This is a genomic window from Noviherbaspirillum malthae, assembly GCF_015352985.1.
Taxonomy (GTDB): domain Bacteria; phylum Pseudomonadota; class Gammaproteobacteria; order Burkholderiales; family Burkholderiaceae_D; genus Noviherbaspirillum; species Noviherbaspirillum malthae.
Genome location: NZ_JACYXF010000005.1, coordinates 19,459 through 32,690, shown reverse-complemented (window position 1 = coordinate 32,690; position 13,232 = coordinate 19,459). Strand labels below are relative to the sequence as shown.

Annotated in this window: 13 protein-coding genes and 3 tRNA genes; 11 read left to right on the top strand and 5 right to left on the bottom strand. The window is 60.6% G+C overall.

Features of this window, described 5'->3' with window-relative positions; all coding sequences use genetic code 11:
* Positions 1–60 precede the first annotated feature (60 nt).
* A complete protein-coding gene (gene glmU / locus IGW03_RS09825; protein ID WP_194722374.1) occupies positions 61–1,419 on the bottom strand; it encodes a bifunctional UDP-N-acetylglucosamine diphosphorylase/glucosamine-1-phosphate N-acetyltransferase GlmU in 1,359 nt (452 codons plus the stop codon).
* Between the two features lie 18 nt (positions 1,420–1,437).
* Here glmU and IGW03_RS09820 point away from each other — a divergent pair, with 18 nt between their 5' ends.
* Positions 1,438–2,325: a DUF6279 family lipoprotein gene (locus IGW03_RS09820; RefSeq protein WP_228535304.1), complete on the top strand. Its 888-nt coding sequence runs from the start codon at positions 1,438–1,440 to the stop codon at positions 2,323–2,325.
* Positions 2,326–2,387: 62 nt separating this feature from the next.
* On the opposite strand, the gene ttcA is transcribed toward IGW03_RS09820, so the two are convergent.
* From ttcA to IGW03_RS09805, 3 genes are read right to left on the bottom strand one after another with little or no spacing between them, the layout of a single operon-like run.
* Positions 2,388–3,308 (bottom strand): tRNA 2-thiocytidine(32) synthetase TtcA, encoded by a 921-nt coding sequence (gene ttcA, locus IGW03_RS09815; RefSeq protein ID WP_228535302.1) that lies wholly within the window; start codon positions 3,306–3,308, stop codon positions 2,388–2,390.
* Positions 3,309–3,322: 14 nt separating this feature from the next.
* Positions 3,323–3,715 carry a dihydroneopterin aldolase gene (locus IGW03_RS09810; protein ID WP_194722372.1) on the bottom strand — a complete coding sequence of 131 codons (393 nt, stop codon included), beginning with the start codon at positions 3,713–3,715 and terminating at the stop codon, positions 3,323–3,325.
* 12 nt (positions 3,716–3,727) lie between these two features.
* Entirely contained in the window at positions 3,728–4,513 is a 786-nt protein-coding gene (locus IGW03_RS09805; protein WP_194722580.1) for an SDR family oxidoreductase, read from the bottom strand.
* A gap of 145 nt (positions 4,514–4,658) precedes the next feature.
* Between IGW03_RS09805 and IGW03_RS09800 the strand changes: the two genes are divergently transcribed.
* The 5 genes from IGW03_RS09800 (at position 4,659) to IGW03_RS09780 (ending at position 9,678) form a co-directional block, all read left to right on the top strand.
* Complete coding sequence (locus IGW03_RS09800) at positions 4,659–5,810, top strand: class I SAM-dependent methyltransferase (RefSeq protein WP_194722371.1); 1,152 nt, start codon at positions 4,659–4,661, stop codon at positions 5,808–5,810.
* A 63-nt stretch (positions 5,811–5,873) separates the two neighbouring features.
* A complete protein-coding gene (locus IGW03_RS09795) occupies positions 5,874–6,068 on the top strand; it encodes a DUF2905 domain-containing protein (RefSeq protein WP_194722370.1) in 195 nt (64 codons plus the stop codon).
* Positions 6,069–6,081: 13 nt separating this feature from the next.
* Positions 6,082–6,297: a DUF2905 domain-containing protein gene (locus IGW03_RS09790; protein WP_194722369.1), complete on the top strand. Its 216-nt coding sequence runs from the start codon at positions 6,082–6,084 to the stop codon at positions 6,295–6,297.
* A 131-nt stretch (positions 6,298–6,428) separates the two neighbouring features.
* Complete coding sequence (locus tag IGW03_RS09785) at positions 6,429–7,874, top strand: DHA2 family efflux MFS transporter permease subunit (protein WP_194722368.1); 1,446 nt, start codon at positions 6,429–6,431, stop codon at positions 7,872–7,874.
* A 175-nt stretch (positions 7,875–8,049) separates the two neighbouring features.
* On the top strand, positions 8,050–9,678 hold the full coding sequence (locus tag IGW03_RS09780) for a tetratricopeptide repeat-containing response regulator (RefSeq protein ID WP_194722367.1): 1,629 nt from the start codon (positions 8,050–8,052) through the stop codon (positions 9,676–9,678).
* 184 nt (positions 9,679–9,862) lie between these two features.
* Here IGW03_RS09780 and arsC read toward each other — a convergent pair whose 3' ends face one another.
* The gene (arsC, locus tag IGW03_RS09775; RefSeq protein WP_194722579.1) at positions 9,863–10,219 is read right to left on the bottom strand and encodes an arsenate reductase (glutaredoxin); all 357 of its coding nucleotides are present in this window, start codon (positions 10,217–10,219) and stop codon (positions 9,863–9,865) included.
* A gap of 166 nt (positions 10,220–10,385) precedes the next feature.
* Between arsC and IGW03_RS09770 the strand changes: the two genes are divergently transcribed.
* The 5 genes from IGW03_RS09770 to tuf all read left to right on the top strand — a co-directional run bounded on the left by IGW03_RS09770 (position 10,386) and on the right by tuf (position 13,154).
* Positions 10,386–11,369, top strand: a complete 984-nt coding sequence (locus IGW03_RS09770) for a gamma-glutamyl-gamma-aminobutyrate hydrolase family protein (protein WP_194722366.1) — start codon at positions 10,386–10,388, stop codon at positions 11,367–11,369.
* A 146-nt stretch (positions 11,370–11,515) separates the two neighbouring features.
* Positions 11,516–11,601: transfer RNA gene (locus tag IGW03_RS09765), tRNA-Tyr, on the top strand.
* Positions 11,602–11,656: 55 nt separating this feature from the next.
* A tRNA-Gly gene (locus IGW03_RS09760) sits at positions 11,657–11,730 on the top strand.
* An 83-nt stretch (positions 11,731–11,813) separates the two neighbouring features.
* Positions 11,814–11,888 (top strand) — tRNA-Thr (locus IGW03_RS09755).
* A gap of 75 nt (positions 11,889–11,963) precedes the next feature.
* Positions 11,964–13,154 carry an elongation factor Tu gene (gene tuf, locus IGW03_RS09750; protein WP_194722355.1) on the top strand — a complete coding sequence of 397 codons (1,191 nt, stop codon included), beginning with the start codon at positions 11,964–11,966 and terminating at the stop codon, positions 13,152–13,154.
* Positions 13,155–13,232 lie beyond the last annotated feature (78 nt).

Sequence of the window (13,232 nt, the reverse complement as noted above, 5' to 3'; positions counted from 1 at the left end):
GATCCGCCATCCCGTGAATGAGATGGCGGATCGTCATGGATACATCGGAGAAAGGAAAGCTTACTTCTTGACCTTGACCGGGCGCTGCCAGTTTTCGATCGTCAGCTGCTTGGGCCGCGACACGGTCAGCTTGCCTTCCGGCGCATCCTTGGTCAGCGTCGTGCCGGCGCCCAGGGTGGCGCCCTTGCCGACGCGCACCGGAGCAACCAGCTGGGTATCGCTGCCGATGAAGGCATCGTCCTCGATGATGGTGCGGAACTTGTTGGCGCCGTCATAGTTGCAGGTGATGGTGCCGGCGCCGATATTGACGCGGGACCCCACGGTGGCATCGCCCACATAGGCCAGGTGATTGGCCTTGCTGTGCGCCGCGATCTGGCTGTTCTTCACCTCGACGAAGTTGCCGATATGGACATCCTCGGCCAGTTCCGTGCCGGGACGCAGCCGGGCGTAGGGGCCGATCTGCGAAGCGGCGCCCACCACCGCATCCTCGATATGGCAGAACGGCTTGATCTGCGCGCCCTTGCCGATGCGCGCATTGCGGATCACGCTGTGGGCGCCGATGATGGCGCCGTCCTCGATTTCCACCTTGCCTTCGAACACGCAACCCACGTCGATGGTGACGTCGCGTCCGCAGCGCAGTTCGCCGCGCACATCGATGCGTGCCGGATCCGCCAGCGTGACGCCCTGCTCCAGCAGCGCATTGGCGAGGTTGCGCTGGTGGATGCGTTCCAGTTCGGCAAGCTGGACCTTGCTGTTGACGCCCAAGGTTTCCCAGACGGCAGCGGGATGGGCCGATACCACTTCCACATCGTCGGCCACGGCGCGGGCGACGATATCGGTCAGGTAGTATTCCTTCTGGGCATTGTTGTTCGACAGCGTGCTTAGCCAGGATTTCAGTTTCGCGGTCGGCACCACCATGATGCCGGTGTTGACTTCCGTGATTGCCCGCTGCTCTTCGGTTGCATCTTTCTGTTCGACGATGCCGACGATCTTGCCGTTTTCCCGGACGATGCGGCCGTAGCCGGTCGGGTCTTCGAGCTCGACAGTGAGTATCGCCAACTTATTGCTGCCGGCACTGTCCAACAATTGCCGAAGCGATTCCCCGGTCGTCAGCGGAACGTCGCCGTAGAGCACCAGCGTCGGCACATCGTCGCGCAGATGCGGCACCGCCTGCATCACCGCATGGCCTGTTCCCAGCTGCGGTTCCTGCTTGGCGAAACTGACGTCCGGCGCCTGCACCGCCTGCGGCACGACATCGCCGCCGTGGCCGTAGATGATGCAGAGCGAGCTCGGCGAAAGCGTGCGCGCGGTATCGATGACATGGGACAGAAGCGGTTTGCCCGCGAGAGGGTGCAGAACCTTCGGCAACGCGGATTGCATGCGCTTTCCCATGCCGGCGGCGAGGATGACAACGTTCATAGAACACCAATGAAAATAATGCAAAAGTTTATCATGCAGCCCTATCGTGCCCTTGTGCTCCGATACGGCATTTTCCTGTTCGCCTGCGTGCTGGCCGGCTGCAGCGCGCTGCGGCTGGGCTATGCCAACGGCGATACCGTAACCTACTGGTGGCTCAATTCCTATATCGACATCAATGAGGAGCAGAAGCCCTGGGTCAGGCAGGATATAGAACGCCTGTTCACCTGGCACCGCAAGACGCAGCTTGGCGACTATGCGCAATACCTCGAACAGGTACAGCAGCGCCTGCATCATCCGGTCAAGCCGGATGATGTAATGCAGGATTACGCCGGCATCAAGAAACGCTCCCTGGTCTTCATCGACAAGGCCCTGCCGGAGTTGACCCGTCTTGCGATGGATCTGCAGCCTGAACAGATTGCCCATCTGGAAAAGAAATTCGCCTCCAACAACGAGGCTTATCGTAAAGAGTACCTGAAGGGTAACCTTGAGGACCGTCAACTCTTCCGTTTCAAGAAAGTGCTGAAGCAGGCCGAATACTGGTTCGGCAATTTCACTTCCGAACAGGAGGCGCAGATCCGCAAGGCGTCCGATGCGCGGCCTCTGGACAATGAACTGTGGGCGGAAGAGCGGCGCCAGCGCCAGCAGGAACTGCTGCGCATCCTGCGCAAGATCCAGTCCGACAAGCCGTCAAAGGAGGCGGTGTCGGCCATGCTGCGCCAGTATGTCGAGCGGAGCTTCGACAACTTCACCTATGCCGAGCACAAGGACTTCTTCGACGGCATGCGCAACGGTTCGGCGAACATGGTGGCTGTCATTGCCAATGTCGCCACGCAGGAGCAGCGCGAGCATGCCCGCGAGCGGCTGCAGAAATGGATCGATGACTGCCGCGCGCTCGCGGCGAAATGAAGACAAAAGGATAAAGCGCCGCAGCCGGCCCCGTCCAGGGTGCCGGCTGCGAACTTGCCTGCTTAGTCGTCCAGCCCGGAAAACTTCACCACATTGACGCCGGTGGAGCAGGGCTCCTCATCGAAGGCGATATCGCCGTTGGGCACCGATTCTCCGGTGGCCTGCAGGCCGGAGAAGCCGAACAGGTCGCGGTCCATCAAGTGCGAAGGCACCACGGTCGACAATGCGGAGAAGGTGTTCTCCACGCGGCCGGGATGCTTCCTTTCCCACTCCCGCAGCATCGCCTTGATCTGCTTGCGCTGCAGGTTTTCCTGGCTGCCGCACAGGTCGCAGGGGATGATGGGGAATTGCTTGACCTCGGCATAACGCTCCATGTCGGCTTCCTTCACATACGCCAGCGGCCTGATCACGATGTGCTTGCCGTCGTCCGACTGCAGCTTGGGCGGCATGCCCTTGAGCTTGGCGCCGAAGAACATGTTGAGGAAGAAGGTCTCGAGGATGTCGTCGCGATGGTGGCCGAGCGCGATCTTGGTCGCGCCGAGTTCATCGGCGACCCGGTAGAGAATGCCGCGCCGCAGGCGCGAGCAGAGCGAGCAGGTGGTCTTGCCTTCCGGGATCACGCGCTTGACGATGCTGTAGGTGTCCTGGTTTTCGATATGGAAGGGTACGCCGATCTTGGTCAGGTATTCCGGCAGCACATGCGCCGGGAAATTCGGCTGTTTCTGGTCGAGGTTGACGGCAATGATGTCGAAATGGATGGGCGCCCGCTCGCGCAATGTCAGCAGGATGTCGAGCAGGCCGTAGCTGTCCTTGCCGCCCGACAGGCAGACCATCACCTTGTCGCCTTCCTCGATCATGTTGAAGTCGCCGATCGCCTGGCCTACCTGCCGGCACAGGCGCTTGTGCAGCTTGTTGTTTTCATAGGCGAGCTTTTCCGCCTTCTTCGCGCTGATCGCGGCATCGTCATGCAGGACGTCGTTCATGTTCCGTTCCATCCTTATTGCTTGATGTGAATGACTTCCACGCCGACGCTGTCGCAGTCGGGATAGACATCCGGCTTCTCGGTCGACACCCGCACCGCCCGCACCTTGGGATGGGTCAGCATGGCGCGCGCGACGTCGTCGCACAGGGTTTCCTGCAGATGAATATGGCCCTGCGCCATGCGCTTGGCGATCGTGTCGCGCATGAAGTCGTAATCCACCACTTCATCCAGGTGGTCGCCCTTGGGCGTGGATTCCGCCAACGGAATGAAGAGATCGACATTGACCAGCACGCGCTGCTCGCCTTTCTTTTCAAATTCATGGACGCCGATATTGATCATGACTTCATAGTTGCGCAGGAACAGGCGGCGGCAGTCGGCAAGGCTGGGATGCGAAAGAGTGGAAAGCATAGGTATGAACGGTTATTTGGCGATGAACATCACATCGCGCTGAAGGGGAATCAAATGCTGGCCGCCGTCGACGACCAGCGTGGTGCCGGTGATCGCCGGCGACTCGGCAACAAAGCAAACGGTGGAGGCGATATCCTCGGTCGTGCTGGAGCGGCCCAGCGGCGTGACCTTGTGCGCCTTGGCAAAGCCGTCCTGCGACTGCTCGCCCGACACCAATGTAATGCCCGGCGCCACGCCGACGACGCGCAGCTTCGGCGCCAGCGTCTGGGCCAGCATCACTGTGGCCGTCTGCAGCGATGCCTTCGACAGGGTATAGGACAGGAAATCGGGGTTCAGGTTGAACAGTTTCTGGTCCAGGATATTGATGACGACGGACTGTCCGCCTTCGGGCGTCATCTCGTGCAAGGTCTGCGCCAGCAGGATGGGGGCGGCAAGATTGGCATGCATGTGCCGGTCCAGGGTGGCTTGGGAAAACGTGGCCGCGTCGTCGAAGGCGAACAGCGAGGCATTGTTGACAACGCACGACACCTGTCCCAGCCGCGCCGCCGCCTGCGGCAGCAGTTTCCGGACGGCCTCTTCGTCGGCCAGGTCGCATTGAAACGCGGCGGCGCGCCGTCCGATCGCCTCGACGTCGCGCACGGTCGCCTCGGCTTCCCGTTCCGACGTGCCGAAGTGGATGGCGATGTCCCAGCCGCGCCGGGCCATCTCCAGCGCGATCTCACGGCCGATGCGCTTGGCCGCGCCGGTGACCAGAGCCACTTTCGCGGCGTTGGCGACCTTGTCGTTTCCTGTTGTCATCGTCATGTCTGTTGTCGATTATTTGATCAGTCGGTTATCCGGGATGGCGGTCGATGCGTTCGAATTTTCGGCCGGGAAGCGCCGGCATGGATTAATTTCCGCGTGCCGCGCCGTTTTCAAACCAGATTTCAATACAATACGGGGCATGCAACTGCAACTCCCCGCACCTTCTCCCGACGCCCTGGCCGCGTCGCATTCACTGCACCGGCTGATTGCCGACGACATTGACCGCAATTCCGGCTGGATTTCCTTCGCCCGCTACATGGAACTGGCGCTGTATGCGCCCGGGCTCGGCTATTACAGCGGCGGCGCGGCGAAACTGGGCAAAGACGGTGATTTTACAACCGCACCCGAAATCACGCCGCTTTTCGGCGCCGCATTGGCGCAGGTCGCGGCCGGCCTGATGGCGCAGACCCGGCCGCAGATTCTCGAATTCGGCGCCGGCACCGGCAAGCTGGCCTTCGACATGCTGACCGAAATGCAGGCCATGGGCGTTGCCGTGGAGCGCTATGCGATAGTCGAATTGTCAGGCGAGCTGCGCGCCAGGCAGCAGGAAACGCTGCGCGCCTTTCCGCAAGTCGTCTGGCTCGACAGTCTGCCCGAGGCATTTTCGGGTGTCGTTTTCGGCAACGAGGTTCTCGATGCGATGCCGGTCAACCTGGTGGTCAAGACCGCCGGCGGCTGGCTGGAGCGCGGTGTTGCGCTGGATGAGAGTAACAAGTTCGTATTCCGCGACCAGCCCTGCAGCAACGATCTTGCGCGCCAGATTCCGGAAGCCGGCGCCTTGCCGGAGGGGTATGTCACCGAGGTGCACGCGCAGGCTGTCGGCTTCATGCATTCGCTGGGCGCCATGCTCGCCCGGGACGGAAACGCAGGCGCCGCCATCCTGATCGACTACGGTTTTCCCGCGCACGAGTATTACCATCCGCAGCGCAGCCAGGGCACGCTGATGTGCCATTACCGGCATCACGCGCATCCCGATCCTTTCTACCTGCCGGGTCTGCAGGACATTACCGCCCATGTCGATTTCACCGCAATGGCGCAGGCCGCCGTCGACAGCGGCCTGGAGATGATGTCCTATACCGGCCAGGCCGCCTTCCTGCTCGATGCCGGGATCGGCGACCTGCTGCTGCGCACGCCGCCGGACGACGCGCAGCGCTACCTGCCTCAGGCCAATGCCTTGCAGAAGCTGGTATCGCCGGCCGAAATGGGTGAACTGTTCAAGGTGCTGGCGGTCGGCAGGGGAGCGGCCCTGCCCGGCAGGTTCGCCCGCCATGACCGCAGCCATCGGCTCTGACGGGCTTGCCATGTCCGCCACCGCCGCAATGTCCAACCCGCCCTCTAACCCGCGAGGTCGCGAATGATTCGATGGATCCTGACCATTTTCCTCGGCCTCATCGTCTTTTCGGCGGCGCTGCCGTGGCTGGAAAAGCTGGGCATCGGCCGCCTGCCCGGCGACATCCGTTTCACCCTGTTCGGCCGCAAGATCCTGCTGCCTTTCGCCTCCACCATCCTGCTGTCGCTGGGTTTCGTGGTCTTGGCCCGCCTGTTTTGATGGGGTTCCGCTCATGATTCGCTGGGTCGCCGCCATCTTCATCGCCTTGCTGGTCTTCTATCCGTTGCTGCCTTTCCTCGACAGGCTGCGGGTCGGGCGGCTGCCGGCGGACATCCGCTTCCGCCTGCGCGGCGTGGTCATGTGCCTGCCCTTCGGCTCGACCGTGGTCTGGTCGTTCATCGTTTTTCTCATCGCCGAGATCGTCAGCTACACCTGCATTTTCTGCTGATACGGTTGCAATACCTCTGTTGCGCGGATGGCTGCATGGGACGTGCGCATGAGCATGTCTTTGCCCGCCGGCAAACGGCCGGGTTGGCAAACCCATATACTATCCGGCTGTTACCACCCTCCCACCCCTCAATGCAACCAACCCTGGAACAACTGCGGCAGCGCTATGGGCAGCGCTACAAATGGCTGGTGCTGATGACCGTGATGATCGGCACCATGGCGTCGATCCTATCGTCGACCATCGTCAATGTGGCCGTGCCGGACCTGAGCCGGCATTTCACGCTGGGCCAGGAACGCGCGCAGTGGGTGTCGGCCGGCTTCATGCTGGCCATGACGCTGTCGATGCTGACCACGCCCTGGCTGCTGCTGCGCTTCGGGCTGCGCCGCACCTACAGCGGCGCCATCCTGCTGCTGCTGGCCGGCGGCATCATCGGCGGTTTCAGCGTGAATTACCCGATGCTGCTGTCCATGCGCGTGGCGGAGGGACTGGCCGCCGGCGTCCTTCAGCCCATTCCCTCCATCGTCGTGCTGCGCGCCTTCGAGCAGCACGAGCAGGGCAAGGCCATGGGCCTGTTCGGCTTCGGCGTGGTGCTGGCGCCGGCGCTCGGGCCGAGCGTGGGCGGCTTTCTGGTGGAGCATTTCGGCTGGCGTTCCATCTTTTTCGTCGTCGTGCCGTTCTGCCTGCTGGTGCTGTTTCTGGTGCAGCGCCTGCTTGCAGTGAACTCGCCGATGATGGGCGAACGCCGTCCGCTCGACTGGAAAGGCTTGGTGCTGGCCAGCGTGGGCGTGACCAGTCTGCTGAACGGCCTGGTGCACCTGCACGACAGCCTGACCCAGGCTCTGGCCATGCTGTCGATCGGCATCGGCGCCGTGGCAGGCTTTGTCTACTATCAGGTCAACACCTCGAACGGACTGATCAACATGAGCCTGTTCCGGCATCGCCAGTTCGCCATGGGCGCGCTGGTGGCCTTCATCTATGGCGCCGGATTGTTCGGCTCGACCTACCTGCTGCCGGTGTACATGCAGATGGCCCTGCATTATGCGCCGTCGCAGGCCGGACTCGTTCTCCTGCCGGCCGGCATGGTGCTGGCGGTCACCATCATCCTGGCCGGAAAGCTGGCGGACCGTTTTCCCCCTCATGTGCTGGTGTCCATTGGCCTGGTCCTGCTGGCGCTGTCCTTTGTGCTGATGGCCGCCGGTTCGACGGCGTCCAGCTACTTCGCCCTCGTCCTGTGGGCCATCGTCGGCCGCATCGGGCTAGGATTCGTTCTGCCCGCCCTCAGCTTGGGCGCCATGCGCGGCATCGAGTCCGCAATGATCGCGCAGGGCGCCAGCACCATCAATTTCCTGCGCCAGCTGGGCGGCGCCATCGGCGTCAGCCTGGTCGGCATCGTGCTGCAATGGCGGCTCCTGGTGCACCAGGCCGCGCCGCCGGGTCAGCAGAACGCGCAGATACCCGCTTTTCATGAAACCTTCCTGCTGGTGGCATTCCTTTGCGCTGCAGCAGTGCTGGCCGCATGGCGTATGCGCCCGGCCATGACAGCGCCATTGGACGGAAACCGGCTTCCAGACAATTGACCGCGGGTTCGCCGGCTATTTCCGGTTTTCTTTTCCTGGTGACAATGGTATTTTGGCGTACTGGCGCCTGAGGCGCTGCTGCCCGGCATTTGCCGTATCCGCGCCGATTCGCGCGCTGCATGCGTTGGCCGGCCTTCTTCCCAGAACAACTTGCGATGCATGGAAGTCCCAGAGAATGACCTCGCTTCGAAGTTTGACCGCATTGATCATCGAGCCGCAGTCCGGCATGCGCGCCAGCATGCACAACATGCTGAATCTCTGCGGCGTCACGAAAATCGACCATGCGGTCAGCTCGGGAACGGCGATCAGGCCGCTCAAGAACCGTTCCTACGACCTCATTCTCTGCGAATATGATCTCGGCGACGGCCAGGACGGCCAGCAGCTGCTGGAAGACCTGCGGCACAACAAGCTGATTCCGCTGTGGACCGTCTTCATCATCGTGACCGCCGAACGCGCCTACGAAAAAGTCGTGAGCGCGGCCGAACTGGCGCCCACGGACTACATCCTCAAGCCGTTCACGGCCGACACCCTGCTTGAGCGCATCGCCCGCGCCATCGAGAAACGCGCCGCATTCCTGCCTGCGTATCACCTGATGGAGCACGGCAACCTGCACGAAGCTATCGAGATCTGCCTGCTCGGCGAAGAAAAATACCGCCGCTATGCGGTCGACTTCATGCGCCTGCGGGCCGAATTGCATGTCATCCTCGGCGAAGCCGAAGCGGCGGAAAAGATATACCAGGACCTGCTCACGACCAAGGCTGTCGCCTGGGCGCGTCTGGGCCTTGCGAAGACCCTGTTCATGCAGAACAAGTTCGGCGAGGCGGAAATGCTGCTCAAGTCGCTGGTCGAGGAAAACAGCAAGTACATGGATGCCTACGACTGGCTGGCCAAGACCCATGAAGCGGCCAACAACCTGGATGAGGCAAAGGGTGTGCTGGCCGATGCCGTCAGCGTATCGCCCCATGCCGTGCGCCGCCTGCGCAAGCTGGGTGACGTAGCGCTTGAAGTCGGCGACATCGATACCGCGGAAAAATCATTCCAGAAAGTCATCTCCAAGGCCAAGTATTCCGAATTCCGCGATCCCGAAGACCATGTCCGCCTGGTGCGGACCCTGGTGAAAAAAGGCGATACCCAGACTGCCGCATCGGTCATCCGGGACATGGAGAAATCCCTGAGCAATCTCGACAAGACGCCGGCCTGCAAGGCGTTTTCCGCAGCCCTGGTGCATATCGAGCTCGGCAATTCCGACCAGGCATCCGACGCATTGACCGCGGCGGTCACCGCATGCCGCGACACGCACGGCATTTCCAATGACATGAAGATGGAACTGGCAAGAAATTGCCTGGAACGCAATATGGACAAGGGCGCGTCCGAAGTGATGCGCGATGTCATGAGCAATGCGTCCGACGAAACCGCCTTTGCCAAGGCCATGAAAGTGTTCGAACAGACCGGCAAGATGCAGCTGGCCGAGACGGTCGTCAAGGAAAGCCGGCGCCAGGTGGTTGAGCTGGTTTCCTCGGGGGCGGAGAAGGCAAAGCAGGGCGATTTCGAGGGCGCGGTGGAATTGATGACCGCGGCCGTGCGCAAATTGCCGGAGAACCCGCAAGTCGTCTTCAACGCCGCCGTCGCCGTTCTAAAGTACCTGGAAAACCTGGGTTGGGACAACAGACTTGGCGATCAGGCGCGCGGGTATATCGAATCGGCCCGGCGGCTCGACCCGAGCAATCCCCGGCTGGTTCCGCTCAAGGAGCTGTATCAGTCCATCATGAAAAAATACGGGATCCGACCGGTCGGCATGGAGTAATACCAATCCCAAGGCATACTATGCCATGAGATCGCGTCTTTTTTCGCCTGCCCGCGTTGTGCTCGTCGTCCATAGCCCCGCTATGTATTCCCGAGTTGCCACCTCGGCCTTGCCTGACGAAAAAATCCACCGATCTCATCTGACACGTTACACCTTGGGACTGGTATGAGACGCTGCCGCGCCTTTACCGCAAGAAGTCGTGCAGCAGTTCCGGCGGACGCGCAATAAGAGCCTTTTCCCGATAAACCACGATCGGCCGCTGCAGCAGTTTGGGGCAGGCCGCAATTGCATCCAGCACCTTGTCCTTGCTGTCAGCCGGCGAGAGGCCCATGGCCTTGTACTCGTCTTCGCCCTGGCGCACCATCGCCTCCGGCGGCGTGCCCAGTTGCTCAAGCAGAAGAGCAAGCTCCCCTTTCGTGGGGGAATTTTCCAGATATTTGATGATTTCCAGAGGCATTCCGTGCCGCTGGCAGTACTGCTCCACCACCGCTAGCGCTTCCCGGGACTTGGAACATCGCGGATTGTGATAAATCTTGACCATTTTGCAACCCTGCATCGATGTCAGGCAAAATCCCATTTTATCCCGCAATTGATCAGCGGAATTGAACCGGTCAAATCCGTTCATGTCAGAAACATTTTTCTGAAAAAACCGCTTCGCAATACGAAGCAGCGGTCCGCCAACAGCCGTTCACCAGCTTTCATTTTCTATGTCAGACGAAATCAAGCCTGAAACCGACGCCGCGGGCATCGCGGCACATGACCAGCCTTCTTCCCTGCGCAACAGCGACAGCGGTGACCGCACCTCTTCCTACAATGACAATATGCGGCGAAACGAGCAGCCTTGGGCGCAGGCACAACGGTTGTTCGGCGCACGCATGCGCTCGCTGTCCGACCGGTTCTTCCGCCGTATTACGCACCGAACTCTGAAAATCGGCATCTCGGCGCGCATCTTTCATCCGGAAGCCGGTGCCAAAGGCTTGAAAAGCAAGACCTTGCAGTACCTTGAGGAGTCGATCGCACACTGGGTCATGTCGCGCAACGTACTTGTTTTCATGATTCCCACCGTCAATGCATCCGGCTTGCTTCATCCCAGCAATATCCGTCTGCGGGACTATGCCAAGCACCTTGACGGACTTGTGCTGCAAGGCGGCGCCGATGTCTCGCCGCAGACCTATGCGGAAGTGGCAACCAGGCCCGAGTGGAGCGGGGACCGCGCCCGCGACATGTACGAGCTTGAACTGCTTCATGAATTCGTCGAGGCGGGAAAGCCCGTGCTCGGCATTTGCCGGGGCTGTCAGTTGATCAACGTCGCTTTCGGCGGCACGCTTTACCAGGACATCGCCTCCGACGTTCCCGCCGCCATCGAGCATGTCAACGATCTTTACGACAGCCACTACCACATGATCCACTTCCCGCAGGGTTCGGCGCTGGGCAGGCTGTTTTCATCCCGTCCGGATGCACTGGTCAATTCGATTCATCACCAGGCAGTGAAAGACCTTGGAAAAGACCTGGTAGTCGAAGCCGTATCCGGCAAGGACAACATCGTCGAAGCCATCCGCTACCGGCGCGCACGCTTTGTCATGGGACTGCAGTGGCACCCGGAATTTCATCGCGGCGGCAGTTCCGAACTGCTCGACTGCACACCGATCCTCGACGACTTTCTCAGCGCAGCCCGCGAAACCCGATTCTAGAATTGTGAGCAAATCGATAACGCAAAACGCGGCTCCTCATGACAGAACCGCCACGGAATTTTTCGTCTAGACGAAAAATTACTCGCCAAACAGATTTTGGAGTTGACGAGGGTGGGTGATTAGCCTATAGTTTGGGGTTCCCCGACGGAGGGGTGGCCGAGTGGTTAATGGCAGCAGACTGTAAATCTGCCCTCTTACGAGTACGCTGGTTCGAATCCAGCCCCCTCCACCAGTGGTACCGCGGGAATTGCAGTAGAAATGAAGTGCGGCTGAAGTTGAAGGTCCTTGCGGGTGTAGCTCAATGGTAGAGCTGAAGCCTTCCAAGCTTATGACGAGGGTTCGATTCCCTTCACCCGCTCCAGTTTTTGAATTGGACGTATGCCAATACGGACAATAAAGATCTTCGGGGAATTTTGCTTTGCGAATTCTCGAACGATCCTGAAAGCCCTTGTAGCTCAGTGGTAGAGCACTCCCTTGGTAAGGGAGAGGCCACGTGTTCAATCCACGTCAAGGGCACCAGTTTTCTGGTTTTATCCAATGCAAGACAGTCAGGCACGTGCCTAGACATTCTCATCAAATCGTTAGGAGTCTAAAATGGCAAAAGGCAAGTTTGAGCGGACGAAGCCGCACGTGAATGTGGGCACGATTGGTCACGTTGACCACGGCAAGACCACGCTGACTGCAGCAATCGCAACCGTGCTGTCGGCCAAGTTCGGCGGCGAAGCGAAGAAATACGACGAAATCGACGCAGCACCCGAAGAAAAGGCACGCGGCATCACCATCAACACCGCTCACGTCGAGTACGAGACGGCTGCCCGTCACTACGCGCACGTTGACTGCCCCGGCCACGCCGACTACGTCAAGAACATGATCACCGGCGCAGCCCAGATGGACGGCGCGATCCTGGTGTGCTCGGCTGCTGACGGCCCGATGCCGCAGACCCGCGAACACATCCTGCTGGCCCGTCAGGTCGGCGTGCCGTACATCATCGTGTTCCTCAACAAGTGCGACATGGTCGACGACGCCGAGCTGCTCGAGCTGGTCGAAATGGAAGTGCGCGAACTGCTCTCGAAGTACGAGTTCCCCGGCGACGATCTGCCGATCGTGCGCGGTTCGGCCAAGCTGGCACTCGAAGGCGACAAGAGCGATCTGGGCGAAGGCGCGATCATGAAGCTGGCCGAAGCGCTGGACACCTACATCCCGACTCCGGAGCGTGCCATCGACGGCGCCTTCCTGATGCCTGTGGAAGACGTATTCTCGATCTCCGGCCGCGGTACTGTCGTGACCGGTCGTGTCGAGCGCGGCATCATCAAGGTTGGCGAGTCGATCGAGATCGTCGGCATCCGCGATACGCAAACCACAACCTGCACCGGCGTGGAAATGTTCCGCAAGCTGCTGGACCAGGGTCAGGCAGGCGACAACGTTGGCGTGCTGCTGCGCGGTACCAAGCGTGAAGAAGTCGAGCGCGGCCAGGTTCTGGCCAAGCCGGGTTCGATCAAGCCGCACAAGCACTTCACCGGCGAGATCTACGTGCTGTCGAAGGATGAGGGTGGCCGTCATACACCGTTCTTCAACAACTACCGTCCGCAGTTCTACTTCCGTACCACGGACGTGACCGGCGCGATCGAGCTGCCGGCGGACAAAGAGATGGTCATGCCTGGCGACAACGTGTCGATCACTGTGAAGCTGATCAACCCGATCGCGATGGAAGAAGGTCTGCGCTTCGCGATCCGCGAAGGCGGCCGTACCGTCGGTGCCGGCGTCGTTGCCAAGATCATCGAGTAATATCTGAACTGTTGCGCTGCATGTCCTTGAATCAAGTTCGAAACTGCAGCGCAATCAATTCACGCAAGTTTTACGCGT